Below are 21,262 nucleotides of genomic sequence, written 5' to 3'. Positions count from 1 at the left end.
TTAAGCGATTACATCTGAAATTAAAAAAGAAATAGTCTTTCCCACCTGGGTTTTAAAATTACCCAGTGTTGGAGCTCCCTCACAAATATGAAGGTAAACGCAGTTTGGATTCTTCGAAAAATAGGAAATAAATCTTCTAGCTTCGGTGATAGAGAATCCTCCGGGTGTCATGGCGCTGCTACCCATGTCTTCTATGGCATCGAGATCAAGTTCGAGTCCGAAAGTATCATTACATATAAAGGCTTCGGCCTTATGTGCGGCGTCACTAAATGATATTTTTTTATTGACCTCAATATCTTCAAATAATTCAAACTGTATCCGCTGTACATGCAATTGAAGGCGCTCTAATACGGCCTGAGAGGTATAATTCCTGTGTAGGCCGAATGTAAAATAATTTGCCAGATAGCCCTCTTCGAAGGCATAGGAGAATCCGTTACCGCTGTGACGATGTTCCAAAGCCCTGAAGTCGGTGTGGGCATCAAAATTTAGACAGTTTACAGGTTTCTGAAGCGCATTATAACACCCCTTTAAATTTCCGTAGCTGTTATTATGTCCGCCGCCTATCACGATTGGGAATTTACCGGCTTCAACGACCCTTTGGATCGTATTTGATACTTTATTGTCGATGGCACTCACCAATTTGCCCAGTTTTTCGGAATAGTTTTCCTCTTTAGAAGATAACCTTGAAGCCGATCTCATTTCATCATCACAATCGATCTCCCCGAGAACCATGATTCTTTCAACATGAGTATAATGGTTTTGCTGAATATTACACAGTACTTTAAGTGCATCCATCCAGGCCAGGGCCGTGCCGGGATTTCCGTAATTGGCTCGCACGCCAATGTCCTCCGGTATTCCGAGAAGCACATATTTTTCGGGTCTTTCAGTTAGTCCACTCCAGTTACTGACCACAGATAGACCTTCGCCAAACTTTAATTCTCCCCTGCGTTTATTAACTAGTGCTCTTATGTCCTCTTGGGTGTAAAACTTAACCAGTTTCATATTTTTTCACCATTTAGGATCACTGTATCGATGAGGTAACTTCCGAAGGCATAAGGAAGGTATCCGTAGGAAGGAATTTTTTTGGTAATGATCACATTGGCCTTTTTACCTTTGGTAATACTTCCGTGTGTGTCACTTAACCCCATGGCATATGCGCCGTTAATGGTCGCTGCATTTATGGCTTCCGCGGGGGTAAGCTTCATTTTTATACAGGCTGTGGCAACCACAAAATTCATGTTTCCGCTTGGAGTTGAGCCCGGATTGTAATCGGTAGCAAGGGCTAAGGGGAGTCCGTTATCTATAATTTCCCGACCCGGAGTATAGGGAATACTCAAAAAATAAGAGCAGGAGGGAAGTGCCACCGGCATAGTGTCCGATCCTTTCAGGGCATTGATGTCTTCGGGTGTAAGTACTTCAAGGTGATCTACACTTAAAGCATTGTGTTTTACTCCGGCAGCTACACCTCCAATGGCATTAAACTGATTGACGTGTATTTTCGGAATGAGTTCGTATTTTTTTGCTTCTGAAAGAATTCTTTCGGTATCTGAAACTGAAAAATAGCCTTCCTCACAAAACACATCGACATATTCTGCAAGTTTTTGATCGGCGACCTTCGGAAGCATTTCGTTACAGATTAGATTAAGATATCCGTCTTTGTCGTTTTGATATTCTGAAGGCACGGCGTGTGCTCCCAGAAATGTAGTTTTAATGGTTATAGGAAAATTTTCGTTAAGTTTTTTGGCAACCCGAAGCATTTTAAGTTCGGCTTCTGTGGTGAGACCGTAGCCGCTCTTAATTTCCAGAGCACCGGTGCCCAGGCGCATCACTTCTTTTAATCGTTCAGCCGATTGCTTATATAAATCTGCTTCAGATGTTTCCTGAAGTTTTTTAGCACTGTTTAAGATTCCACCTCCTTTTTCAGCAATTTCCTGATAGGATAAGCCGTTAATTCGGTCAATAAATTCCTGTTCCCTGTTTCCGGCATACACCAGATGAGAATGCGAATCACACCAGGCAGGCATTACGATCTTTCCGGTACAATCAATGGGCTTAAACCCTTCGAGTTCTATACAATTATCCATACTTCCATAGTCCCGGATAGTATCATTTTCAATATACAACCACGCGTTCTTTATAGTAGGTAGATCGCGCATTTGGGTTCCTAAAAGCAGCTTTGGAGCATTTTCTCTAACCTGAAGAAGTTCCTTTATATTTATGAGTAAAATTTTCATTGGTTAAAGATAAAAAATAGCGACGTCCTATGGGCAATTTGAGCATAAATTAATAGAAAACTAAAAAGTAATTTATACCTTAGAGCATCAATAAAAAAACACACTATGAAATCTAAGAGACCGGGTACAAATACCATTTGTACTCATATAGGTGAGGTTAAGGATGAACAATTTAAAGGATCTGTATCACCCTTGTTTATGGGAAGCTCTTACGCTTATGAGGGGGTGGACGTAAAACGATATCCCCGATACTTTAACACTCCTAATCAGGAAGCTCTTTGTAAAAAGATAGCAATGCTGGAGCATACCGAAGGTGCACTTATCTTCGGAAGTGGTATGGCGGCTGTAAGCACCACTATGCTCGCATTTTTACAACAAGGAGATCATGTTGTGCTACAGAAGACCTTGTACGGAGGAACTTATAATTTTGTGGTTGAAGAGTTGCATAAATTTGGAATAGAATATTCGTTTACTCAGGGGTTTTCGGAAGAAGACTTCAGCAAAGAAATTAAAGAAAATACTAAGGTGATCTTTATTGAAACACCTTCAAACCCTTTAATGCTCATCACAGATCTGAAGATGATACATAGACTTGCCAAAAAGCACAATATTATTTCAATGATCGACAATACTTTTGCTTCGCCAATTAATCAGAATCCGCATGATTTCGGAATTGATATCTGTCTTCACAGTGCGACGAAATACATGGGTGGGCATAGTGATATATGTGCGGGAGCTGTAGCAGCCTCGCAGGAACATATTGACAGAATATGGAATCTCGCCAAAAACCTAGGCGGTAGTTTGAGTGATTATACAGTTTGGTTGCTTGAACGCAGTATGAAGACGATGAAATTAAGGGTTAAGGCTCAAAACCGAAATGCTAAACGTATGGCCAAATGGTTGGATAATCATGCCTTGGTTAAAAAAGTATATTATCCGGGATTAAAAGATCATCCCGATCATGAGTTGGCAAAATCGCAAATGCGGGGATATTCCGGAATGCTTTCCTTTGAGTTGGTAGATGAGATAAACCCCGATCTTTTTATGGAATCTCTATCACTTATAAAACAATCCATGAGTCTGGCGGGAATAGAATCCACCATATTATCGCCTAAAAAGACCTCTCATGCTTTGTTATCTTCCGAGGAGAGACAACGGCAGGGAATTGGTGACGGATTGCTGCGTTTTTCGGTTGGAATTGAGGAAAAAGAAGACCTGATCAACGATATTGAGCAAGCATTTAGAAAAGTAAACGACAAATCTCTAGAAAAATCAGTAGTATGAAGTTAGATATATTGGCAATTGGTGCCCATCCCGATGATGTTGAACTGGGTTGCGGAGCGACAGTTGCCAAGGAAATAGCGAATGGGAAACGCGTGGGAATTCTCGATCTTACAAGGGGAGAATTAGGTACGCGTGGTACAGCCGAGATACGGGATAAAGAATCGGAAAAGGCAGCTAAAATACTGGGTGTAGCGATGCGACACAATCTGGAGTTTGCAGACGGATTTTTTGTAAACAATCCGGCTTCTCAACTTGAGATCATAAAGATCTTGAGGAAATATCAACCAGAAATTGTGTTGTGCAATGCTATTCAAGACAGGCATATAGATCATGGTAAAGGTAGCCAATTGGTAAGTGATGCCTGCTTTCTAAGTGGTTTGCGAAAGATAGAAACTATCCTGGAAGGGAACCATCAAAAGGTGTGGCGACCTAAACATGTGTATCATTATATACAATGGAATGAAATCACTCCCGATTTTGTAGTAGACGTAACGGGATTTTTAGAAAAGAAGGTAGAGGCTGTTCGTGCCTACGGGAGTCAGTTTTTTGACGAGAATGCCAAAGAGCCCGACACCCCAATTTCTTCGACTAACTTTATAGACAGTGTTACTTATAGAGCAAGAAATTTAGGACGACTTATAGGAGCAGAGCATGGGGAAGGATTTAATGTCGAGCGGTATGTGGCTGTGGATTCCATTTTTGATCTTCGTTAAATTTTCTTTGTTTATTGTATTGTACAAGCTAAAGAATTGAATTATATTTGCGTCCTCTTAAGAGATAGTGATCTACTTTTTAAGAGTACAACGAAAAACGGTGGTTGTAGCTCAGCTGGTTAGAGCGCTAGATTGTGGTTCTAGAGGTCGCCGGTTCGAAACCGGTCTTCCACCCCATAAAGCCTTCAACATTTGTTGAAGGCTTTTTTTATGGATTCAATTAAAGCTTGCTTTTAAATTGAATCCATAAAAAATGAATTTCAGGCGTAAGCCTGAAGGCTTTATGAGCAGGTATTCTTACATCGGTTCAGCATAGCTAAACCGATGTATAGAGGTATGTTTACAACTTATGAATTTCAGGAGTAAGCCTGAAGGCTTTATGAGCAGGTATTCCCTTGCGACAAGCCGGCCCCTCTCTAAAAATGTCCACCGGACATTTTCTAAACGTTCGGTCCGGTTCAGCACAGCTAAACCGATGTATAGAGGTATGATTACCACTTATGAATTTCAGGCGTAAGCCTTAAGGCTTTATGAGCAGGTTTTCCCTTGCGGCAAGCCGGCCCTTGTTAAAAATGTCTACCGGACTTAGAGTAAACTATAGCTTATCTGCCGTTATTCTTTCGGGTCTGTTTGCCACTTCCCAAGCCGTTTGAAAAATGAGCTGAGTGCGTTTCGCCAACAGTTCGTATTCGATCTTATCGGGCGTGTCTGATGGTTTGTGATAATCTGCATGAACTCCATTAAAATAAAAGATGATAGGGATATTGTTTTTTGCAAAATTATAATGGTCGCTGCGGTAGTAAAACCGATTGGGATCATCTTCATCATTAAACTTATAATCCAGCTCCAGATTGATATACTTTTGGTTCACTTCTTCCGAAAGATCGTGAAGTCCCTGACTCAGCTTATCGCTACCAATAAGATAAATATAATTTGGGTTGTCTTTTTTGTCGGGATCGATCCTACCAATCATATCGGTATTTAGATTACAAACCGTATTTTCCAATGGGAACAGAGGATTTTCCGTATAATATTTAGAACCGAATAAACCTATTTCCTCTCCGGTAACGTGTAAAAAGAGAATGGATCTTTTAGGACCATTTCCTTCTTTAACTGCTTTTTGAAATGCTTGAGCGATCTCTAACAATGCCACTGTACCACTTCCGTCATCGTCAGCACCGTTATAAACGTTTCCGTCTTTATCGGTTCCCACATGATCGTAATGAGCAGAAAGTACGATGATCTCGTTTGGTTTTTCAGAACCTCTTATAAAAGCCACTACATTCTCAGAATCTGAAATTCCCTTTCTACGCGAGAAGTAATTTGCAGGAATAGGTTGGTAGTAATTATCTGCTTCCACAGGCCCCGGAATTCCTTCAGAAATATAAAAATTCTTGAGATATTCGGCCGCTTTTTTCTGTCCTTCCGTTCCCGTCATTCTGCCTTCCATGGCATCATCGGCAACAATATACAGATGTGTTTTAAGATCTTCGGCTGTAATTGTGTTAGCGTAATCGATTCGAGCGTTGTCATTTGTAATAGGAGTCGATGTAGAATTTTGAGCACTATTACAAGAAATAGCGAACACTGAGAGCAGTGTTATAACAATATTTTTCATAATTAATTAAAGGATTTAAGTTCGTAGTCGTTGGGGTCGAGTCCGCCTTCACCTACTTTTTCGTATTCAAGTGTATATGTTTTATTGATCTCATTTCCGGTTTTATCCTGAGATTTAACAGTAACGTTGATTGTATAGACCGCATGAACACCTTCCAGGTCGGACTCCTCTTCATTCACAGAAAAACTATCATCATTAAAAACGGTTCCTTCCGGAAGCTGTAATTGGGTGATAAGATCATATTGAGCACGCTCTTTTAAAGTTTCCATTTGCTGTTTGTCTGTGTCACAGGATAGAGCAATAAGAGCGATTAGCACAAAAATGATCTTGTTCATGAATGATATTCGTTATGCGCGTAAAGATAATGCAACAACCCGCTGTAAATCTAAAAATTATGTGAAAATTATACGTTTTTTGACCGCTTCTGATCCATAAGAGTATCTACTTCGATACATAGTATTAATTTATAGAAATGGTGTAAACTCAAAAATTACAATTGTTATCTTTGTAAAAACTCTGAAGCATGACAATTGAACAAATCTATACAGGCTGTTTGTCGCAAGGTGCGTACTATATAGAAAGTAATGGGGAAGTAGCTATAATTGATCCCTTGAGGGAAACACAACCCTATTTAGATCGGGCCACCCGTGACAATGCTGAGATAAAGTACATCTTTGAAACTCACTTTCATGCCGATTTTGTAAGTGGGCATTTAACATTATCCAGACAAACCGGTGCACCTATAATTTATGGTCCCAATGCTAATCCCTCTTTTGATGCTCATATAGCAAAGGATGGGGAGGAATTTAAATTGGGAAAGATCACGATCACGGCCTTGCATACCCCTGGTCATACTATGGAAAGTACAACCTATTTGTTGAAGGATGAAAAAGGTGAAAATCACGCGATCTTTACCGGAGACACCTTGTTTCTAGGGGATGTTGGACGACCAGATCTAGCACAGAAAGCTTCAGAGATCACACAAGAAGATCTCGCAAAGACATTGTATAACAGCTTACGAAAAAAAATAATGCCTTTGGAAGATTCGGTAATCGTGTATCCTGCACATGGTGCAGGTTCTGCTTGTGGAAAGAATATGATGAAAGAGACGGTGGACACACTTGGAAATCAGAAGAAAATGAATTATGCCTTACGTGAAGATATGACTCAGGAGGAGTTTGTAAAGGAAGTTACAGACGGATTGTTGCCGCCACCCGCATATTTCCCCTTAAACGTAAAAATGAATAAAGAGGGATATACAGATCTACAGGAGATTATTTCAAAAGGCACACAAAAACTAACCCCTGAAGAATTCGAAAATTTAGCAAATTCAACAGGAGCCATTGTATTGGATGTTAGAAATCAGAAAGATTTTATAAAAGCACATATTCCACGATCCATTTTTATTGGATTGGATGGTGGCTTTGCTCCCTGGGTGGGCGCATTAATTGCAGATGTGTCACAACCAATCCTTTTGGTAGTTCCCGATGGCAGAGCAGAGGAGGCAGTAACACGGCTTTCACGTGTTGGTTTCGACAATACCTTGGGCTATCTGGATGGAGGAATTACAACATGGCAGGAAGCCGGAAAAGAGATAGATACACTGGAATCGGTTGCGGCAGATACACTAAAATCAAGATTAAGAGACAATGTGCCGGTTTTTGATGTAAGAAATGACGGAGAATACGCAGCTGCACATTTACCGCGTGCAGCACATACACCATTGGGTGAAATTAATCACCATTTAGATAGCTATCCCGATGATAAACCATTTTATGTACATTGTGCGGGAGGTTACCGATCGGTTATAGCAGCTTCCATATTGAAAAGTAGAGGAATTCACAATGTGATCGATGTTGCAGGAGGTTTTAAAGCGATCAAAGACGCCGGGATCGAAATTACGACATAAAAAAACCCTGAAGTATCAGCTTCAGGGTTTTACTACAATCAATCATTAATTATCCCCAATTCTCGGAAATATCCTCTAATCCTTTAATCGTATTAAGAGTTGATTTTATTCTATCGAGTTGATTGTTCAATACATTTGATACCTGTGGTGGAAAGTTGTTTTTTTGCAACTTTTCTTCGTACTCTTCTACACTGGCTTTTTCACCGCGGATACATTCTTCCAGGACGGCTTCGTCATTATCCCCGGACACAGCGCTTTTTATATCGATCCAGGTGCGGTGTAATTTTCCGGTCATACTACCGCTGGACTTTGGGGTTTCATTGAGAGCACGGATTTCTCTGTCCAATTCGGTGGCGAACTCACCCCTTTGTGCAGCTTGTCTCTTTAAGTATTCCTTAAGTTGAGAATTTTTAGCATCCTGCATTGCTTTTTTGTACCCGGCTTCAGCATCGTAATTCTTTTCTAATAATCCCTGAAGATTGTCGACCAAATTGTCATGGATATCTTGGTCAGCCTGTTCCTTTGTCGTTTTCATAGTTGTATTTTTTTAAAGTTAATACCTTAAAGATACTTTCAGATTCTGCATTTTTATCTTACAGTTTTCTTAATTGAGAAGGGTTTAACAGTGATTCTTAAATTTAACAGAAACCACATAGCTCAAACCATTTCCTCAAAGCTGTGCCTATATTGTTGGTTTAAGCATAGTAGGCCGTATCAGCTTTGAAATTACATTAAGCCCTACTTTAGAGTGATGTGCGTCGAAATTTGGTCAAGGCCGTATAGACTTTAGATCTGAATTCATTAAACTCAGTTACAAATGTTGAATACATATTGCGTTTTTTTTCATGCTCTTTTGCCCTAACATGATCGTATCCTTTTTTTCCGTAGTCAAACTCGGTCTTCAATTCTTGCTCGTATTTGCAGAGCATACCTATAACTAAAGTGTTTTTTCTTCTGAAACCAAGGAGATTAGTTTCAATGTTATTGTTCTTCAGCAACTGTTTCTCTATGACTTTTAAATGTTCAATTTCATTATTCACCTCTGAAAGTGTGTCTATCCAATGGCTTAGTTCGTTAAGATCTTTTTGAATACAAAGTCTTCTGTGCGCATCACTTTTATGTGTGAATTCAATTTCCACTGTTACAAACCTGAAGGATTTATATTGAGCAAATTAAATTTTCCCTTTACCTTCTTAAAAAAATCGTCTTTTAGCCTTCGGTATTTATCCAGATGATATAAATAACTTCTTCTGTAACTTTCATGTTCATTGATATAAGCCAAATCACATTGAGTATCTTCACACTCAGAGATGCCTTTTCTTGAATTCATGTAATTATAAAGTGCATTCAATAAGGTATCATTTTCAATTTCTTTCTTTTGAAACTTTTGTAATACAACTTGATCATTAATTCTATTGGTTAAATCTTTGCTGTAAAGTCCGATAAGATTTTTCAATTCTTTCTTAATATATTTTAAGTGATTTATCCAATTCTCTAGTTCTATGGTGTTTATTTTATGGGTCACATCAACATCGGTGTCGTGCTCATAGATTTCTGTTAATAAAGTTTTCATTTGAGAGTATTAAATAGAAATTTCAGATTGATTTTTTGCATTTTCCTGACTAACAGTAACAATTTTTATCTGCTGTTTGCCCGACGGAAAGTCCCATTCGATAGTATCTCCTCTCGAGTAGCCAAAAAGTGCAGCTCCCATAGGAGTTAAAATTGAGATCTTATCCTGCTTCGCATTTTTATCTGAAGGAATTACTAATTGAATCGTTTTTTCCCAGCCGTTCTCAGAATACACCATTACTTTACTGTTAAAGCGAATTACGTCTTTAGGCATATCTTCTTCGTCTACAATCTGAGCATTTTTTAGTTCTTCACTCAATCGTTGTAAAGATTTCTGTGTTTCAAAATCTTCGGCATATCCCGAGATGTTTAGAATGCGCTTTAAATACACATATTCTTTCTTTTCTAATATTAAACTTCCGTATTTCATCATATTTGTTTTAAAAATTCTCCTAAGGAAAAATACCTCGCTGTACGTAGGCTTTTTCAATTCGCTTAATTGCGATACAGTAGGCCGCTTTACGCAAATCGATTCTTTCTTTTTCTGAAAAATCATATACCTTATCAAAGGATTCTTTCATTTTCTTATCGAGTTTAGACATTACCTCAGAGAGCTGCCAAAGCTCCCCATTTCGATTTTGAAGCCATTCAAAATAGCTTCCGATGACACCACCGGAATTACATAGAATATCCGGTATTATAGTTATGCCCCTGTCTATTAAAATTTTCTCTCCCTCCACATTTGTTGGTCCATTAGCCCCTTCGGCTATAAGCCTCGCTTTAATTTTTGGTGCATTTGTTCTAGTTATTTGATTCCCCAGTGCGGCAGGAATACAAATATCACATTCGGAAGTAAAAAATTTTTCATTGTCAAGATCAAAGGCCTCCGGAAATCCAACGATACTTCCATTATTGACCTGTGTATAATTGAACAAATCGTCCACATTGATTCCATTCGTATTTCTAATACTGCCGAAAGCATCTTGTACGGCTACTAACTTTGCTCCATTCTTTTCTAGAAAATGCGAAGCCCAATACCCAACATTTCCAAATCCTTGAACAATAAATTTTTTATTGCTAAGCGATTCATTATTACGGGCTGCCCAGAATTTGATGTTAAGGAAAACCCCATAACCTGTTGCACGATCACGACCTTCGAGTCCGCCACTACCATCAGGCTTACCGGTGACCACATGTTGATTTGCGGTTCGTTCTGCAGGAGGTCTGGTACTCATATACGTATCGGCTATCCAGGCCATGGTCTGACTGTTTGTATTAATATCGGGAGCGGGGATATCGTGTTCCGGACCAATATTATCTCCTAGGGCGAACGTAAATCTTCTGGTAATTCGTTCTAGTTCTCCTGCTGAGTATTTGGATGGGTCAAGTTGAATTCCCCCTTTACCACCTCCGTAAGGTAAACCGGCTAGCGATGATTTCCAGGTCATCCACATGGCAAGTGCTCTGGCAGCGTCAATGTCTACCGTGGGATGATATCGCAATCCACCTTTGTACGGTCCCAGTGCATTGTTATGTTGCACTCGATATCCTGTAAAAACCTCAACGTCACCATTGTCCATCTTTACCGGAAAGTGGACTATGATCTCATTGTTTGTAATACTGAGTATCTTTCTAATATTAGGATGTAGTTCAATATGATCTGCAGCACTGTAAAATTGCTCCATTACATTATCCATCATCCCTTTTATAGGCTTTTTTTTAGTTCTATTATGTAATTCTGCTGTTATTGTTGTCATAATTGCGTACCGCTTAAAACGGATTTTTATTTATTAGGATTTTTTGAATAATCGATTAATAATACTTCTCTCGTGATATTTTCGCATTATATAATCTATTTTTCTTTTTTTATCTTCAGATCTTTTATGAGTCTGGCAGAGTGTTATTGAGTGTGTCTTCATGATTAAATTTTTTAGAATGATATATTAAGTAGACGTCTGTTACTAACAGGGCGATTGTTTGTTAAACTGTACGGACTCTTTCACGCGCTAATACCTTTAAAATAATTCGCTTTTCTTTTTTTTTAATGTGTCTAAGTCGCTAAATATCATATCGTTTCAATTACGTTAGGCCAATACTGTAACTGTCTGTTGTTTTGTTTTTAAGTCTGAAGACATAATTAGCTCCAAATGAGAATCTTCAGATAATTCCTCGTCGTATTCACTACATGACCAAACCCGGCTTTTTTGAGTAGTCAATACACAAATATCCCTATGAATACAACTGGGACATATATTGAATGCGTTTGTTTTCATAAATCATTATTATTGTTCATTGAACTAAAGGCAAACTATATGCCGGTGGTTGTGCCATAATTGTTTGAAAACGATAAAACCCAGATTACATAAGGGTTTGTGCGGATCTGTGAATAATTAAAAAGTAGATAGGACTGGGGTAAAATTACCCACCCGGGAAAATTTGTATCTAAAAAAATATCACGCATTATTTATTTAATGCGTGATATTTAAACAGAATGAGTACTTTATTTAATTGTAGAGTTTAGCTGAAGTACTTGTAGATAACTTGGCCAGTGAAAATGCTCCAATTGCCATAACTAAATCTCGAACAGCGACATCTATATACGTCCAACTAAAAATTAGGGTTAACGCAATGGCTACAAGCCAAGCAGATACGATATAGGCGCCTAATTGAGTCTTAGATAGAACAAGTATTCCGGCTACGATTTCTATGATGCCAACGATCATCATAAAAGTTAATGGCTCAAAAGGAAGCATTTCTATAAGGCCTTCGGAAAGATACTGACTCCAGTTAGTTAATATATTTGTGAATTTGTCTAATCCTGCAACAATTGGCACTAAACCAAAAGTGTATTTTAAGATGTTTTTTACTAAAAGCACATTTGAATCCATAAATTTAAATTTTTATTGTTTTTAAATGAGTTACACCCTTTTGATAACAACATTTATAAAAGGATACAATAATTTGTATCTTTTTTTCTCTTTTAGTATCTAAAGTAAAACCGGGAATACTATGGAAACAGCAAAAAGACATGAACTCACACAACATAAAATAACTGAAGTGGAAGTTATTCAACGTGTGCTAAGAGGAGAAAAGGAACTTTATGAAATTTTAGTTCGCAGAAATAATCAAAAACTGTATCGCGTAGTTCGGAGTTATTTAAAAGACAATGCAGATATTGAGGATGTAATGCAGAATACCTATTTAAGCGCATTTTCAAAATTATATCAATTTAAAATGGAGTCCTCATTTTCTACCTGGCTTATTCGAATAGGAATCAATCAGGCATTGGCCCGGCTTAAAGACAAAGGGAAACTCATTCAAATAAACGATCAATTAGACAGTCTAAGATCCGGTGCTATTCTTGAAATTCAGGATCGAAGACAGTTAAATCCACAAGACAAAATGATACAACAAGAATCAAGGCTATTGTTGGAAAATGCAATAGACAGTCTACCTGTTAAATACAAAGCTGTTTATATTCTCAAAGAAGTAGAAGAAATGAGTCTCAAAGAAGTTGCGGTTTCCTTAGAGTTAAGCCTTGCCAATGTAAAAATACGGCTTCATCGTGCCAAAGAAATGCTAAAGGATAAGCTTTATGAAATCACTAATGATAAAAATGTCTTTGAGTTTGGCTTTAGTAAGTGTGACCGATTAACGGAGAAGGTCATGAAAATGATAATTTAATAGCTATTATTATTTATTTATTAAAACACATCATCAGAGTTGCCCCATTTCGGAATTATTTAGCGTATAAAACCATTTTATTCGGATAGTTTTTGACGAATAGTCTTACGATCAATACCCAAAATCTCGGCGGCTTTGGTCTTGTTATCATTTGTAGAATGAAGTACTTTTTGAATATATCGCTTCTCGACCTCTTTTAATGGAAGTAAACCGTCTTCCGGAAAAGTAATGGAGTATTTCAACGAATCGGGGAGATGTTCAATTTCAATGATTCTATCACACATGATCACAGCGCGTTGAATGACGTTTTCCAGTTCGCGAATGTTGCCGGGCCAATCGTAACGTTGTAACACTGCTGTGGCTTCAGGGCTCAACTTTATTAAGCGATCCTTATATTCTACACCGTACTTAAAGAGAAATTTTTCGGTGAGCAGGGGAATATCTTCTTTTCGATCTCGCAAAGGAGCCACTTCAATTTCAACTACCGTAAGTCGGTAATATAAATCCTCTCTAAATAATTCGTTCTTAATCATTTCTTTCAGATCGCTGTTTGTGGCAGCGATGATACGAATATCAATTTTCTCGGCTTTTTGAGCCCCTACTTTTACCACCTCTTTTTCCTGTAGTACCCGAAGTAATCGAGACTGTACGGCCTTAGAAGCATTCCCAATTTCATCTAGAAAAATAGTACCACCGTTTGCGGCTTGAAAAAAGCCATCTCTGTTTTTCTCGGCACCGGTAAATGCACCTTTGGTATAACCGAAAAGTTCAGATTCTAAAAGATTTTCAGGAATACCCCCGCAGTTTACAGCAATAAAGGGTGCTCTCGAAAATTTACCCTGATAATGTATTGCTCTTGCTACAAGTTCCTTTCCGGTTCCACTTTCACCGCTTATGAAGATGGTAGCTTTATTATCCTTTACGCGCTCTATGATTTGTATGATTTCATGAATTTTTTCTGAACTACCAATAATATCACCGTAGGGTTTGTTTTTTTCTTCTGAAGGCTTCGCTGTAAACTGATTTTTATCTGTATTAGATTTCATTGAATTTTCTACGGCACTTTGCAACTCAGCTTTGGTAAATGGTTTGGTCAAATAATCTATCACTCCCGACTTTATGGCATGTAAGGAATCTTGCACGGAAGGATAACCTGTCACTACTAGTTTAGGTAATTTCGGATAATGTTCAGACACAAATTTTATTAGTTCAAAACCATCAATTTCGGGCATTTTCAAATCGGTAATTAACAGATCGATAGGGGTATCCCGCAATATTTGAACTGCCTCCTTTACCGATACAGCCTTATAAGTATGATAATTCCAAGATTGTAAATGGCGTTGTATCAACTCTAATATGCTAATATCGTCATCAACGATTAATATGTTTTCCTTTTTTAGTTGCATAACTCACAAAAGAATTAGGATTTCGGAAGCTTTACTGTAAAGGTAGCACCTTTATTTGGGTTGTTACTAACGGTAATAGTGCCGTTATGACTAGCCACAATTCCATGCACAACACTTAGGCCTAATCCAGAACCATCTCCGATAGGTTTAGTAGTAAAAAAGGGTTGAAACACTTTCTCCAGGGCTTCCTGCGATAGTCCGGTTCCTTCATCTGCTATTTTTAACACTATGTGATCTTTAGTTTGAAAAGTTTCTATACTAACTACACCATTTTTAGGTGAGAAATAAATTGCATTTATAGTTAAATTAAAAATGATCTGAGTAAGTTGAATAATATCTGCTCGTAAGAATAGTTCCTCTTCTTCTATTTTTACGATATATTTTACTTCAGCTTTCTTAAATGAAGGGTCTAGAAGTGCTATTGCGTTCTTTATGCTTGGCACGATATTTACTTTCTTCATTTCCTGAGGCATTTCACAGGCAAAGAACATTAGCTTTTTCACTACTTCCCTTGAGAAAATTGCATTGTGAATAATTTTGTCAACATCATTCAATGCTTGCTTGTCTTTTTTTAGATCCTCTTTCAGTAATTCGGCAAAACCTAAAATATTGGCCAAGGGTGTATTAAGCTCATGTGCGATACCGGCCGTAATTTCTCCAATAATAGACAATCGGTCAGCTCGCTCCATCTGTCGTTTCATTGAGGCTTCATTTTTCTGAATTTGGATACGCTCCAATAGATTACCTAATTTTAGGGCAACAGTGTCCAGTAATGGTTGCTCTTCTTTAAGAAAATGAGATTTGGAATCGTCTTGTGAAGCGATAATTACCCCTTCAATTTTATTAAATACCAGTAGATTAGAGATCACACGATTATTAAGGTTAACGGGACCGGTTTGAAAGTTCGCTATGGGTGTTTCAAGAGCGATTTCTGTAGCATTTGGAAATTGAAATCCACGCTTTAGACTTAATGCAATTGCTCGTAAAGTTTCTTCAATAGCCTCAACGTCTGCATTTACAAGAATGGAAGATACTTCATATAAACAGGTCAATTCCTTAATTCGCTCTTTTAGCTTTTCTTCGGTGGAAATCATTTATCTATTGTATACAGTTTATCAAAGGTAAAATATTTCTTTAGGCTGGTTATATCTTGAATACATTTATAAATCTTGGTTCAACGCTTAAGCAATTTTTAGAATAATTTAAAAAAAAAATCATCTAACATATTATAAAGTAAGGAATCCTAACTATATTTGTGTTGCAATAATGCAAGAACTTAAATTTTATAGCAATGAAAAGATCAGTTTTTTATCACGCAGGTTGTCCGGTATGTGTTAGTGCCGAACAGGACATCATCGAATTAGTAGGGAAAGACAAGTTAGAAGTTGTTCATATTGGACAGGACAAATCTAGAATCCCTGAAGCCGAAAATGCCGGAGTTAAATCGGTTCCCGCCATGGTAACCCCAAATGGTAATGTACTTCATATTAACTATGGAGCTTCAATGGAAGATGTAAAAGCATAATTTTTTAAGTCATATAGTTAGGACTCCTATTTTTTTGGAGTTCTAACTTTAAATCACAAAACTATGAAATCAATTTTCAATATATTTTCAGTTTTTGCCATATGTAGTACGGTAAGTCTAATGTATGGTCAACCAAAAAACAACTACCATAATGATAACTTTATAATTCAATCGGCATTAGTCACCCATCACTCAGATCTTGGTATCACAGTGTGGGAAATTACGGTAAGTGGTGAGGCCGGAAAAACAATGCCAAACCCTGTTGGTCGTCTAGATGGGGCTCCTGTCCTGGGTTATGTTTTTCCCACCAGTTTATCACCTACCGATGTCGGTTTTAACCAGACTGACGGAATAGTGGCACTTGCCTTAACCTCTCACCCGGATTTCGACGATACACCACTATGGGATGAAAACAGCGATTCGGTTTATGACAATGATGGTATTGTATGGCATCCGCATTGGGTAATACTAATAAAAGACGATAGGGTAGAAGGTGGCTTCTCGGTAAAACAATTTAAGAAAGAGGATGATGCAGTAAAATTGCCGCCGACCAATCCGGGAATGCCCATGTATATGGATTCCCCAGGATTTCCCGTTACCACCAATATGCAGCGAATAAAAGTTGTAGTTCCAGATTACAGAATGAATAATCGAACCGATTTTAAATATGATGCGGTGTCTGCATTTATGCAAGTTAATACCAGTAATTCTGAATTGCCAATGCTGGGGGTGTATCAGGTATTTAGTGTAGCTAGCGGTGATCTCTCGCTTCCTTATTCAGTAAAACAATAGGCCGTGAGAGTTTCAGTCTGGGATACTTACGTAAAACGCAACGATGGTCTAACCATGCATTTCGACATTCTGGTTCCGGTTTCAGTACAGGATGAGGATAAAATAGTACACTTCGGAAAGCAATATTTGCATCAAAAATCTTTCGGTACGGGCGATCTCACTTCAAAAGAATGCAGATTTTGTCATATCGAGAACGCTTCCGAAGACATCATAAAAAATATTGAGAACTTTGGTTTTCATATTATCGAAATGGAACATTGTCATTAATTAATAAGGATTACTAACTTTGTCTGTCGGACTAATTCCGACAGACAATTTTTATGAAGAAAAGTGCTTTTAATCCTGAGGGGCAACAAGCGCACCTATCTGGAAAGATAGTTGCCGGAATGGAACGAATTTCAGAAGCCTTTAAAGTATTACTGTGGGAAAAGGCAAAGGAATTGGGGTTGAGCCCTATTCAGATCCAGCTTCTTATTTTTACTGCGTTTCACAAAGAAGCGCTGTGCAATGTAAGTGACTTGGCAAGAGAATTCAATGTTACAAAGCCCACGGTGAGTGATGCCATACGCGTACTTCACAATAAGGGCTTTATCATTAAGGACCATTCTTCGGCAGACAGCAGGAGTTATACGATCATTCTATCGGAAAGCGGTAAAGAAATAGTAAAAATGACCGAAAATTTTGCCGATCCAATGCAACAGCAAATAGAAGCTATGAGTGATAGCGATCTGGAACATGTATTCGAAACCTTAAGCAAGCTAATCTTTCAACTTAACAGGACGGGGATATTGACCGTTCAACGCACCTGTTATGGGTGTAAATTCTATTCAAGATCCAAATCTTCAAACTATTGTAATTTGTTAGAAAAACCATTATTTACTGCAGATATCCGACTCGACTGTCCGGAATTTGAAAGTGCTTAAGTTTTTTTAACACTAAAATGTTAATCAGTTATAAATTTCTTGATTTACCACTGTATGGTTCATAAATTAACTCGAATTCAAAATTTTACCGTTATGAAAAAGGAAAAGAATCAAGACAAGCAACAACAAAGTATTGAGGAATCGGCTATCAATAAAAAAGAAAAGGAGTCGGACGGTCGTGAAATTAACTATCAGGAGAAGCAACGACGTGAGCAACATCAGCCAAGAGATACGGCCTAGCGTTTATCAACAATTATTAGTTGAACACAATTAATCAAAAAAAACCTCTTGAATTTTTCAAGAGGTTTTTCTTCATTATTACTTCTACCAGGATTCTATTTCACGTTTGATCTTCTCCTTAGATTCACCTGACTTTTCCTGTGCACGACCAACTAGTTCGTTGTATTTACCTTCACTGAACGTTTCGTCGTCATCTACAGCAATACCGTATTTTTGCTGCATTTTACCTTTAAATTGGTTCCATTTACCTTTAATTTGATCTGAGTTCATAGTTATTTTTTTTAATTGTTAATACATCTAAATTATTACAGAATCGGCAGAAACTGTAATAAAGAAATGTCAAAATATTCGTATGAATTGTTAGTAAACTCCCAATATTATAATGTATTGGTTAATGAATTTAACGCGTTTTGATTTCGGTAATAGAGCGACGTGTATACATTGAAACCACGACTAAATTTGCACATCATACTCCCATCAAATAAGAATAGGATTAACTTCGTTGATCCTACAAGGGAATCCGGTGCAACTAGGAACACCGGAGTATGTTAGGTGTATTACTTCTTTCAGAATCGATTAAAGCTTAGGATTAACTTCGTTGATCCCTACAAGGGAATCCGGTGCAACCAGGAACACCGGAGTTTGTTATGTGTAATACTTCTTTCGGAATCGATTAAAGCTTAGGATTAACTTCGTTGATCCCTACAAGGGAATCCGGTGCAACCAGGAACACCGGAGTATGTTAGGTGTATTACTTCTTTCAGAATCGATTAAAGCTTAGGATTAACTTCGTTGATCCCTACAAGGGAATCCGGTGCAACCATAGAAACCACAACCACGCTAAAGCGTGGTCGGTTTTTTGTTTCGAATCACTTACGAAAGTAAACTTTCGACGTTTCTGAAACAAAAAACCCACAACTTTCGTTGTGGGTTTCCTTTTGCGGAGAAAGAGGGATTCACACCTTTTATTGAAAATAGGATGTCAAGTATTATAAATACTGTTGTTATTGCTTATTATTACTGAATTTCATATGTTTGTTTATATATCGAATGTATAGGGGTTATAAAGAAAATATGCCCCTAATTATGCCCCTAACTAATGAATTATTCTTATACCTTCAATTTAAAAGAACCAAACTCTAATAAAGAAACGCTGATTTATATTCGAGCCAGAATTAAAGATGAGAATAAATATTTAAAATATTCTACAGGAGAAAAAATACATCCAAAATTCTGGGATTCAAAAACGCAATTCCCTAAACGAATTTCCGGGAGAAGCGCTCAAGCAGTTGGTATAAATTCTATCATTGCTCAAATTACAAGATATGGGGAGGCTTTTCAACTTATTTGTACAAGACTAGAGGCAGATGAAACTTCATTAACCGTGGGTCGCATAAAGGCTGAGCTGAATTACTTGTTTAAGAGAACAAAAAGCTCTCCTGGTTCCTTCTTAAATGTCTTTAATGATTTCATTCAAGAGAAAAGAGACTTAGCTAAAATAACTAAAGGCACAATACAACGTTATATAAATATTAAACAAATACTTGAAGATTTTTCTGATCATGCTCATTACAAATTGACCTTTGGATCAATTACAAATGAATTCTATGTAAAATTTGTGAGTTATAGCCGAAAGGAATTAAGACATAAGAATAATACCTTGGGTCGAAATATAGGTTTTATAAAAACTTTTATGAATTGGGCGGCGAATAAGAAGCTTCATAGGAATTTTGACTTTAAAAACTTTGAAAAAACTTCAAGTGAAACTGACGAAGTTGCCTTGTCAATGACTGAACTTGAGGAACTGTTTCAATTTGACTTTAAAAATAAAAGACTAGAACAGGTCCGTGATGTATTTGTTTTTGGTTGTACCACAGGTATGCGTTATTCCGATTATTCCAGGATAGGGAAGGAAAATATTCGCAACGGTCAGATTGTGATCAATACCGTAAAACAAAAAAGCAATCTAGGAATTCCACTGAATAAATATTCAACGACTATCTTGGAGAAATATGATTATGCATTACCACTAATAAGTGCTCAAAAGTTTAGAGAATATATTAAAGAAGCTTGCAAAAAAGCTGGATTTAACGAATCGATTATTAAAACTTCCTTTATAGGTAATGAGCGGATTGAAGAAACAATCCCTAAATACCGGATGATCAGTACACATACTGCCCGAAGAACCTTTATCACTCTATCTTTAGAAAAGGGAATGCGCCCGGATATCGTGATGAGTATCACTGGACATAAAAGCTATAGTAGTTTTAAAAAATATATAAAACTCTCTAAGAAAATTAGAGAGGATGAAATGAGTAAAGCTTGGAATTAATGGACCCAATTGACTATTTAAATAAAAAATTTGGGATAAGCGATGTACATACAAAGATCAAGCAGATCTGCAATGAGTCCTTGAAAAATGGTATGACAGAAGGGATTTCTATTCACTCAAGAATATTCGAACCAGTTTCCTCTCTTCATGGAGAAATTAGAATCTATGATGAAATTTATTCTAGAGATTACATTAATAAATATATTGAGTATAAAGCTGAACTTTTAGATATGGCTGAAGATCCTCTATATGTTTTTTTTTCTCAACCAAATAATAAAGAGGAGCGAGTAAAAAATATAGCTTTTTATTTACTTACCCAAAACAAGTTAGAATTAAATCATTTATTGAGAGAGCTAAAAACTAGACTAACGTATATTCAAAAAGTTAGAACAATAGTTTTATTTCATAGAGTTGCGGCTAGATTCAATCCTTCTCGAGAACAACGATTCAAACTCAAAGAGTTTGATTATGTGGAACAATTTTTTATCGATGAAATGAGAAAAGATAGATTTTCTGATGATGATCTGTTTCAAAAATTTATATTTTCAATAGACATTATTGGAATATCTCAATTGTATCAACTGTTAAAGAGAAATGGTGCTTTCTATACATATTATACTTTTCCTGAATTTGCTCGACTGCTTCATAAATCGAGCTCTAAGAGATTAATATTAGGTCTAAAAGAGTCAAACTTTAAAAACCCCGATATTGGTTACTTATTATATTTATTAAGCACTTGGCATGATTCTCAAAATAAAAGTGAATACTTAAATTTCTTAACAGAGAAGTTTGTGATATACTCAGATAGGGGTTCAAAGTTTGATTTCAATCAAAAGCAATACAAAAATTATATCAGACCATATAAAAACACTGATATTGAACCAACCAAAAACCAGAAATCAATATTAGATTTTATTGAAACTTTAGAAAAATTGAAACAAATATCGATTGGGTAAAATCGTAATATCAAAGAATATATATTATTGTTGCCTAAATACACTGATAATCATTGTGTTATAATTATAAATTT

25 protein-coding genes and 1 tRNA gene are annotated in these 21,262 nt (G+C 37.1%); 12 read left to right on the top strand and 14 right to left on the bottom strand.

Annotated features, from left to right (window positions below; genetic code table 11):
- Together ALE3EI_RS13115 and hutI are read right to left on the bottom strand one after the other, a co-directional pair.
- Positions 1-1,002, bottom strand: coding sequence for a formimidoylglutamase (locus ALE3EI_RS13115; protein ID WP_186989394.1), 1,002 nt, complete (start codon positions 1,000-1,002; stop codon positions 1-3).
- Positions 999-2,234, bottom strand: a complete 1,236-nt coding sequence (gene hutI, locus ALE3EI_RS13110; RefSeq protein WP_186989392.1) for an imidazolonepropionase — start codon at positions 2,232-2,234, stop codon at positions 999-1,001. Before hutI ends, ALE3EI_RS13115 begins: the two co-directional genes overlap by 4 nt.
- Before the next feature lie 105 nt (positions 2,235-2,339).
- On the opposite strand from hutI, the gene ALE3EI_RS13105 reads away from it, so the two are divergent.
- The 3 genes from ALE3EI_RS13105 to ALE3EI_RS13095 all read left to right on the top strand — a co-directional run bounded on the left by ALE3EI_RS13105 (position 2,340) and on the right by ALE3EI_RS13095 (position 4,408).
- A complete protein-coding gene (locus ALE3EI_RS13105) occupies positions 2,340-3,518 on the top strand; it encodes a trans-sulfuration enzyme family protein (RefSeq protein ID WP_186989390.1) in 1,179 nt (392 codons plus the stop codon).
- Positions 3,515-4,231: a bacillithiol biosynthesis deacetylase BshB1 gene (gene bshB1, locus ALE3EI_RS13100; protein ID WP_186989389.1), complete on the top strand. Its 717-nt coding sequence runs from the start codon at positions 3,515-3,517 to the stop codon at positions 4,229-4,231. The genes ALE3EI_RS13105 and bshB1 overlap by 4 nt, the downstream gene beginning before the upstream one ends.
- 100 nt (positions 4,232-4,331) lie before the next feature.
- Positions 4,332-4,408 (top strand) — tRNA-His (locus ALE3EI_RS13095).
- 418 nt (positions 4,409-4,826) lie between these two features.
- Here the strand turns inward: ALE3EI_RS13095 and ALE3EI_RS13090 are convergent.
- Complete coding sequence (locus ALE3EI_RS13090; RefSeq protein ID WP_186989387.1) at positions 4,827-5,849, bottom strand: M28 family metallopeptidase; 1,023 nt, start codon at positions 5,847-5,849, stop codon at positions 4,827-4,829.
- A 2-nt stretch (positions 5,850-5,851) separates the two neighbouring features.
- A complete protein-coding gene (locus ALE3EI_RS13085) occupies positions 5,852-6,184 on the bottom strand; it encodes a hypothetical protein (protein WP_186989385.1) in 333 nt (110 codons plus the stop codon).
- Between the two features lie 188 nt (positions 6,185-6,372).
- Here ALE3EI_RS13085 and ALE3EI_RS13080 point away from each other — a divergent pair, with 188 nt between their 5' ends.
- The gene (locus tag ALE3EI_RS13080) at positions 6,373-7,758 is read left to right on the top strand and encodes an MBL fold metallo-hydrolase (protein ID WP_186989383.1); all 1,386 of its coding nucleotides are present in this window, start codon (positions 6,373-6,375) and stop codon (positions 7,756-7,758) included.
- A 49-nt stretch (positions 7,759-7,807) separates the two neighbouring features.
- Here ALE3EI_RS13080 and ALE3EI_RS13075 read toward each other — a convergent pair whose 3' ends face one another.
- From ALE3EI_RS13075 to ALE3EI_RS13045, 7 genes are all read right to left on the bottom strand, one after another.
- On the bottom strand, positions 7,808-8,293 hold the full coding sequence (locus ALE3EI_RS13075; RefSeq protein ID WP_186989381.1) for a ferritin-like domain-containing protein: 486 nt from the start codon (positions 8,291-8,293) through the stop codon (positions 7,808-7,810).
- 208 nt (positions 8,294-8,501) lie between these two features.
- Positions 8,502-8,897 carry a hypothetical protein gene (locus tag ALE3EI_RS13070; protein WP_186989379.1) on the bottom strand — a complete coding sequence of 132 codons (396 nt, stop codon included), beginning with the start codon at positions 8,895-8,897 and terminating at the stop codon, positions 8,502-8,504.
- 2 nt (positions 8,898-8,899) lie between these two features.
- Positions 8,900-9,331 (bottom strand): hypothetical protein, encoded by a 432-nt coding sequence (locus tag ALE3EI_RS13065; RefSeq protein ID WP_186989377.1) that lies wholly within the window; start codon positions 9,329-9,331, stop codon positions 8,900-8,902.
- Between the two features lie 9 nt (positions 9,332-9,340).
- Positions 9,341-9,760 (bottom strand): GreA/GreB family elongation factor, encoded by a 420-nt coding sequence (locus ALE3EI_RS13060; RefSeq protein ID WP_186992377.1) that lies wholly within the window; start codon positions 9,758-9,760, stop codon positions 9,341-9,343.
- Positions 9,761-9,782: 22 nt separating this feature from the next.
- A complete protein-coding gene (locus ALE3EI_RS13055; protein ID WP_186989375.1) occupies positions 9,783-11,087 on the bottom strand; it encodes a Glu/Leu/Phe/Val family dehydrogenase in 1,305 nt (434 codons plus the stop codon).
- Between the two features lie 327 nt (positions 11,088-11,414).
- Positions 11,415-11,603: a hypothetical protein gene (locus tag ALE3EI_RS13050; RefSeq protein ID WP_186989373.1), complete on the bottom strand. Its 189-nt coding sequence runs from the start codon at positions 11,601-11,603 to the stop codon at positions 11,415-11,417.
- Between the two features lie 231 nt (positions 11,604-11,834).
- Positions 11,835-12,218: a hypothetical protein gene (locus ALE3EI_RS13045; protein ID WP_186989371.1), complete on the bottom strand. Its 384-nt coding sequence runs from the start codon at positions 12,216-12,218 to the stop codon at positions 11,835-11,837.
- A gap of 121 nt (positions 12,219-12,339) precedes the next feature.
- Here ALE3EI_RS13045 and ALE3EI_RS13040 point away from each other — a divergent pair, with 121 nt between their 5' ends.
- Entirely contained in the window at positions 12,340-13,014 is a 675-nt protein-coding gene (locus ALE3EI_RS13040; RefSeq protein ID WP_186989369.1) for an RNA polymerase sigma factor, read from the top strand.
- 77 nt (positions 13,015-13,091) lie between these two features.
- Here ALE3EI_RS13040 and ALE3EI_RS13035 read toward each other — a convergent pair whose 3' ends face one another.
- Both ALE3EI_RS13035 and ALE3EI_RS13030 read right to left on the bottom strand, forming a co-directional pair.
- Positions 13,092-14,420, bottom strand: a complete 1,329-nt coding sequence (locus tag ALE3EI_RS13035; RefSeq protein ID WP_186989367.1) for a sigma-54-dependent transcriptional regulator — start codon at positions 14,418-14,420, stop codon at positions 13,092-13,094.
- 14 nt (positions 14,421-14,434) lie between these two features.
- Entirely contained in the window at positions 14,435-15,514 is a 1,080-nt protein-coding gene (locus ALE3EI_RS13030; RefSeq protein ID WP_186989365.1) for a sensor histidine kinase, read from the bottom strand.
- Positions 15,515-15,711: 197 nt separating this feature from the next.
- Here ALE3EI_RS13030 and ALE3EI_RS13025 point away from each other — a divergent pair, with 197 nt between their 5' ends.
- The 5 genes from ALE3EI_RS13025 (at position 15,712) to ALE3EI_RS13005 (ending at position 17,900) form a co-directional block, all read left to right on the top strand.
- Complete coding sequence (locus ALE3EI_RS13025; RefSeq protein WP_186989363.1) at positions 15,712-15,945, top strand: thioredoxin domain-containing protein; 234 nt, start codon at positions 15,712-15,714, stop codon at positions 15,943-15,945.
- A gap of 63 nt (positions 15,946-16,008) precedes the next feature.
- Complete coding sequence (locus ALE3EI_RS13020; protein WP_233279971.1) at positions 16,009-16,737, top strand: hypothetical protein; 729 nt, start codon at positions 16,009-16,011, stop codon at positions 16,735-16,737.
- A 3-nt stretch (positions 16,738-16,740) separates the two neighbouring features.
- Positions 16,741-17,004, top strand: coding sequence for a DUF2024 family protein (locus ALE3EI_RS13015; RefSeq protein WP_186989361.1), 264 nt, complete (start codon positions 16,741-16,743; stop codon positions 17,002-17,004).
- 53 nt (positions 17,005-17,057) lie between these two features.
- Positions 17,058-17,660, top strand: coding sequence for a MarR family winged helix-turn-helix transcriptional regulator (locus ALE3EI_RS13010; protein WP_186989359.1), 603 nt, complete (start codon positions 17,058-17,060; stop codon positions 17,658-17,660).
- A 93-nt stretch (positions 17,661-17,753) separates the two neighbouring features.
- Entirely contained in the window at positions 17,754-17,900 is a 147-nt protein-coding gene (locus tag ALE3EI_RS13005; protein WP_233279970.1) for a hypothetical protein, read from the top strand.
- 84 nt (positions 17,901-17,984) lie between these two features.
- Here the strand turns inward: ALE3EI_RS13005 and ALE3EI_RS13000 are convergent, their stop codons facing one another.
- Positions 17,985-18,170 (bottom strand): CsbD family protein, encoded by a 186-nt coding sequence (locus ALE3EI_RS13000; protein ID WP_186989355.1) that lies wholly within the window; start codon positions 18,168-18,170, stop codon positions 17,985-17,987.
- An 829-nt stretch (positions 18,171-18,999) separates the two neighbouring features.
- Between ALE3EI_RS13000 and ALE3EI_RS12995 the strand changes: the two genes are divergently transcribed.
- Together ALE3EI_RS12995 and ALE3EI_RS12990 are read left to right on the top strand one after the other, a co-directional pair.
- The gene (locus tag ALE3EI_RS12995; protein ID WP_186989346.1) at positions 19,000-20,232 is read left to right on the top strand and encodes a site-specific integrase; all 1,233 of its coding nucleotides are present in this window, start codon (positions 19,000-19,002) and stop codon (positions 20,230-20,232) included.
- Positions 20,232-21,188, top strand: coding sequence for a hypothetical protein (locus ALE3EI_RS12990; protein WP_186989344.1), 957 nt, complete (start codon positions 20,232-20,234; stop codon positions 21,186-21,188). The genes ALE3EI_RS12995 and ALE3EI_RS12990 overlap by 1 nt, the downstream gene beginning before the upstream one ends.
- Positions 21,189-21,262 lie beyond the last annotated feature (74 nt).

This window comes from Constantimarinum furrinae, assembly GCF_014295415.1.
Taxonomy (GTDB): Bacteria; Bacteroidota; Bacteroidia; order Flavobacteriales; family Flavobacteriaceae; genus Constantimarinum; species Constantimarinum furrinae.
The sequence above is the reverse complement of the archived record's forward strand: the minus strand, read 5'-3'. Positions and strand labels throughout refer to the sequence as shown.

Coding starts and splice junctions, on each gene's coding strand:
- ALE3EI_RS13000 (WP_186989355.1), bottom strand. CDS start 18,170: ATGAACTCAGATCAAATTAAAGGTAAATGGAACCAATTTAAAGGTAAA.
- ALE3EI_RS13020 (WP_233279971.1), top strand. CDS start 16,009: ATGAAATCAATTTTCAATATATTTTCAGTTTTTGCCATATGTAGTACG.
- hutI (WP_186989392.1), bottom strand. CDS start 2,234: ATGAAAATTTTACTCATAAATATAAAGGAACTTCTTCAGGTTAGAGAA.
- ALE3EI_RS13060 (WP_186992377.1), bottom strand. CDS start 9,760: ATGAAATACGGAAGTTTAATATTAGAAAAGAAAGAATATGTGTATTTA.
- ALE3EI_RS12990 (WP_186989344.1), top strand. CDS start 20,232: ATGGACCCAATTGACTATTTAAATAAAAAATTTGGGATAAGCGATGTA.
- ALE3EI_RS13010 (WP_186989359.1), top strand. CDS start 17,058: ATGAAGAAAAGTGCTTTTAATCCTGAGGGGCAACAAGCGCACCTATCT.
- ALE3EI_RS13085 (WP_186989385.1), bottom strand. CDS start 6,184: ATGAACAAGATCATTTTTGTGCTAATCGCTCTTATTGCTCTATCCTGT.
- ALE3EI_RS13065 (WP_186989377.1), bottom strand. CDS start 9,331: ATGAAAACTTTATTAACAGAAATCTATGAGCACGACACCGATGTTGAT.
- ALE3EI_RS13080 (WP_186989383.1), top strand. CDS start 6,373: ATGACAATTGAACAAATCTATACAGGCTGTTTGTCGCAAGGTGCGTAC.
- ALE3EI_RS12995 (WP_186989346.1), top strand. CDS start 19,000: ATGAATTATTCTTATACCTTCAATTTAAAAGAACCAAACTCTAATAAA.
- ALE3EI_RS13050 (WP_186989373.1), bottom strand. CDS start 11,603: ATGAAAACAAACGCATTCAATATATGTCCCAGTTGTATTCATAGGGAT.
- ALE3EI_RS13045 (WP_186989371.1), bottom strand. CDS start 12,218: ATGGATTCAAATGTGCTTTTAGTAAAAAACATCTTAAAATACACTTTT.
- ALE3EI_RS13090 (WP_186989387.1), bottom strand. CDS start 5,849: ATGAAAAATATTGTTATAACACTGCTCTCAGTGTTCGCTATTTCTTGT.
- ALE3EI_RS13075 (WP_186989381.1), bottom strand. CDS start 8,293: ATGAAAACGACAAAGGAACAGGCTGACCAAGATATCCATGACAATTTG.
- ALE3EI_RS13105 (WP_186989390.1), top strand. CDS start 2,340: ATGAAATCTAAGAGACCGGGTACAAATACCATTTGTACTCATATAGGT.
- ALE3EI_RS13005 (WP_233279970.1), top strand. CDS start 17,754: ATGAAAAAGGAAAAGAATCAAGACAAGCAACAACAAAGTATTGAGGAA.
- bshB1 (WP_186989389.1), top strand. CDS start 3,515: ATGAAGTTAGATATATTGGCAATTGGTGCCCATCCCGATGATGTTGAA.
- ALE3EI_RS13030 (WP_186989365.1), bottom strand. CDS start 15,514: ATGATTTCCACCGAAGAAAAGCTAAAAGAGCGAATTAAGGAATTGACC.
- ALE3EI_RS13035 (WP_186989367.1), bottom strand. CDS start 14,420: ATGCAACTAAAAAAGGAAAACATATTAATCGTTGATGACGATATTAGC.
- ALE3EI_RS13040 (WP_186989369.1), top strand. CDS start 12,340: ATGGAAACAGCAAAAAGACATGAACTCACACAACATAAAATAACTGAA.
- ALE3EI_RS13025 (WP_186989363.1), top strand. CDS start 15,712: ATGAAAAGATCAGTTTTTTATCACGCAGGTTGTCCGGTATGTGTTAGT.
- ALE3EI_RS13055 (WP_186989375.1), bottom strand. CDS start 11,087: ATGACAACAATAACAGCAGAATTACATAATAGAACTAAAAAAAAGCCT.
- ALE3EI_RS13115 (WP_186989394.1), bottom strand. CDS start 1,002: ATGAAACTGGTTAAGTTTTACACCCAAGAGGACATAAGAGCACTAGTT.